2 protein-coding genes and 2 tRNA genes are annotated in these 2,810 nt (G+C 65.1%); 3 read left to right on the top strand and 1 reads right to left on the bottom strand.

Annotation, left to right across the window (positions count from 1 at the left end; translation table 11 throughout):
- Window positions 1–246: 246 nt before the first annotated feature.
- Window positions 247–320: transfer RNA gene (locus ACLJK8_RS22375), tRNA-Gly, on the bottom strand.
- 169 nt (window positions 321–489) lie between these two features.
- On the opposite strand from ACLJK8_RS22375, the gene ACLJK8_RS22380 reads away from it, so the two are divergent.
- The 3 genes from ACLJK8_RS22380 to ACLJK8_RS22390 form a co-directional block, all read left to right on the top strand.
- Window positions 490–564 (top strand) — tRNA-Val (locus tag ACLJK8_RS22380).
- A 184-nt stretch (window positions 565–748) separates the two neighbouring features.
- A complete protein-coding gene (locus ACLJK8_RS22385; RefSeq protein ID WP_413152631.1) occupies window positions 749–934 on the top strand; it encodes an Arm DNA-binding domain-containing protein in 186 nt (61 codons plus the stop codon).
- A gap of 1,009 nt (window positions 935–1,943) precedes the next feature.
- Window positions 1,944–2,810 (top strand): AMP-binding protein (locus ACLJK8_RS22390; RefSeq protein ID WP_413152630.1); only part of this gene is annotated, 867 nt, incomplete at its 3' end.

Here is a 2,810-nt window from a genome sequence, read left to right on the forward strand (position 1 = left end):
CCCCTGTCCCTCCTGCGTTCAATGCAGAAGGGAAATAGGTGGCCGGATTTTACTCCGCCCGCGGCCGGACTATCCCGCCGCTACCGTGGCCGGTTTTTGCACCGCCGCTCTCACGGTACGCCGCGCGGCGCGCAGGGGGGCACCTTTCAAGGCGCCTACCAGCAAAATTTACGGCGGGTTGGACGGCGGGGCAGGAAAGCGACCGCCCCCTAAAGCATTGTAATTGCTACATAAAGCAGTGCTATATGGAGCGGGTGATGGGAATCGAACCCACGTATTCAGCTTGGAAGGCTGCTGCTCTACCATTGAGCTACACCCGCGTCGAGGCCCTTATAGCCGGGCGTCTCGGGCGGTCGCAAGGGCCGAAGCGGTTGCCAGGTCATCGCCGGTCCATCGTTCTCGTCGCGGGGAGTGGCTTCGCTGATTCTGGCTCGCGCCGCGAAACAGGACTTGCGCCGCCGGCGGTCAGAGGCTATCCCGCACTCCGCCGGGCGATTAGCTCAGTGGTAGAGCGCTTCGTTCACATCGAAGATGTCGGGGGTTCAAATCCCTCATCGCCCACCAGGCCCCCTTGAAAGTGAGATTGTGGTATAAGAGCCAGGATGAAATTGGCCCTATGCACCACTTTTTCCTTGATCCTGCGACATGATCGCACTTCTGATCCGGCCTGTGATGGAATGTTGATGGGTTCCCCCCAACACCCCGATCCCATCGAAGGGACCGCCCCCATATGCCGCTCAGCGAATCCATGTGCCGGAAGGCTCCGCCGAGGGAGAAGAACTGCAAACTGACCGACGGGCGCGGGCTCCATCCGTTCGTCCAGACCAACGGGTCGCGCTACTGGCGGGTGAACTATCGGGACGGTGGGAGGCAGCGCACGGCCTCGTTCGGCGTCTATCCGCTGCCTCAACGACGCCTGCATTCGGGCCCATGATCTCCGCCGCCCTTTGAAGGAAGGGGAGGTGGTGCGACGCGGGGCGCGACACGTTCGAGGCCGTGACCCGGGAATGGTTTTCTTTCCGCAAGGCGGCATGGGCGCCCTACGTGCACTGGCCCCTGTTTCGACCGGACACTCGGATTAGGCAGGGACGCTTGGGGATATCCTCAGGCACAGGCTTATGCCGGACGAGGATCGAAGTCATCACCGGGGCGGCGCGCCGACGGCGGTGCGCGACGGAGGAGAAGCTGCGCATCGTCGATGAGACGCTGCGCTCGGGCGAGAGCATCTCGAGAGGTGGATCGCGAAAAGACTCGGGCATGATCGTCGGCGCCGTCAAGCGATAGCGAGAACCGGGCGCGGCGGCGAAGGGGCCGCGTGCCTCTCCCGCGGCGATCGGGGACACCGACTCTTGTTCGGCGGTGGAGGCGTTCAGGTCGCCGCCCAATCCGGAAGGCTCGGCCCGCGCGCCCGCGCGGAAGAACCCCGACTGTCGCGCAGCGCTAAATTCCTATCGTCCGGTGGCAAGAAAGTCGCGCTGGAAACCCCGATCATGTGCTCATCCGAGAGATAGGGGAACGTCCGATGAATATTCCGAAGGAACGGATTGAAGGTCCCGGAAGCGACTCGAAGGAGGCGGCGCCGCGCAAGCCGGTCGAGGTGAAGCGTCACATCGGCGGTGCCTTGCCGGAAGCGGACGCGGCGATGTGGGTGCCGTTGCCCTGGGTCGCGCGCTCGGTCGTTTCGGGTGCGGAGCGGTGGACGCGGCGTTCGATTGCCTGCCTACCGCGATGGAGGCCGGTGGTCCGCGCGGTGTCGCGGAGGCACCTGTGCGCGCCGGCGTGCCGGGGTCACGGCCACCCACGTGAAAGAACTCATCGATGAGGTGCGCGAGAAGTCGGAAGACGCCATCGCCCCGATGACCGGCCCGCTGGCCGAAGCGGCGTGACCTCTTGCCCCATCGGCCGGTCGCGACGGCTTCAAATCAATCTGGGAGGACCCACCAATGAACAAGCCATGGCTTCAGCCCTACGGCAAGGACGTTCCGCGGGAGATCGACGCGGACATCTACCCGTCCACCATCGCGATCGTCGACGAGGCCGTCGCGCGTTTCGCGGACCTGCCCGCGTTCGAGTGCTTCGGCGAGACGATGAGCTATGCCGAGATCGACCGTGCCTCGCGCGCCGTCGCGGCGTGGCTGTCGAAGGCCGGCGTCAGGCGCGGCGACCGGATCGCGCTCATGTGCCCCAACATCTTCGCCTTTCCCATCGCGATGCTGGGCATCCTGCGTGCCGGCGCGGCCCAGGTGAACGTCAACCCGCTCTACACGCCGCGCGAGCTCGCGCATCAGCTGAATGACGCGGGCGTCGAGACGATCCTGGTCTTTTCCGGTTCGACACCGGCGCTCGCCGAGGTTCTGGACGACACGCCGATCAGGAATGTCGTGACGATCGATCTGGGCGACGGGTCGGGACTGGACATCCCGTCGCCAGCGGTCGACGAGCGGCTGGCCGGAGCCGTCCGCCTGGCCGATGTGCTGACCGAAGGCGCGAGCCTGGAGTTCCACCCGGTCGACCTGAACGGCGAGGACATCATCTTCTTCCAGTACACCGGCGGCACGACCGGCCTTTCGAAAGCCGCGGTACTGACCCATCGCAACATCGTCGCCAACGGGCAGCAATTCGCGAAGTTCATGCCCGAGGCCCACGAGATCGGCAAGGAAGTCGTCGTGCTGGCGCTGCCGCTCTACCATATCTTCGGTGGGCCGGGGCACGGTTTCTTGAGACAGCGTCGAGCGCTACTTTCCCGAGGAACGGGGGTAGAGCATGGACGACAAGAGCGACGTGAAACCTGGCGCGACGGAGGCCTCGGC

Origin of the sequence: Amaricoccus sp. W119 (assembly GCF_047275745.1) — a bacterium.
Classification (GTDB): Bacteria; Pseudomonadota; Alphaproteobacteria; order Rhodobacterales; family Rhodobacteraceae; genus Amaricoccus.

Coding starts and splice junctions, on each gene's coding strand:
- ACLJK8_RS22385 (WP_413152631.1), top strand. CDS start 749: ATGTGCCGGAAGGCTCCGCCGAGGGAGAAGAACTGCAAACTGACCGAC.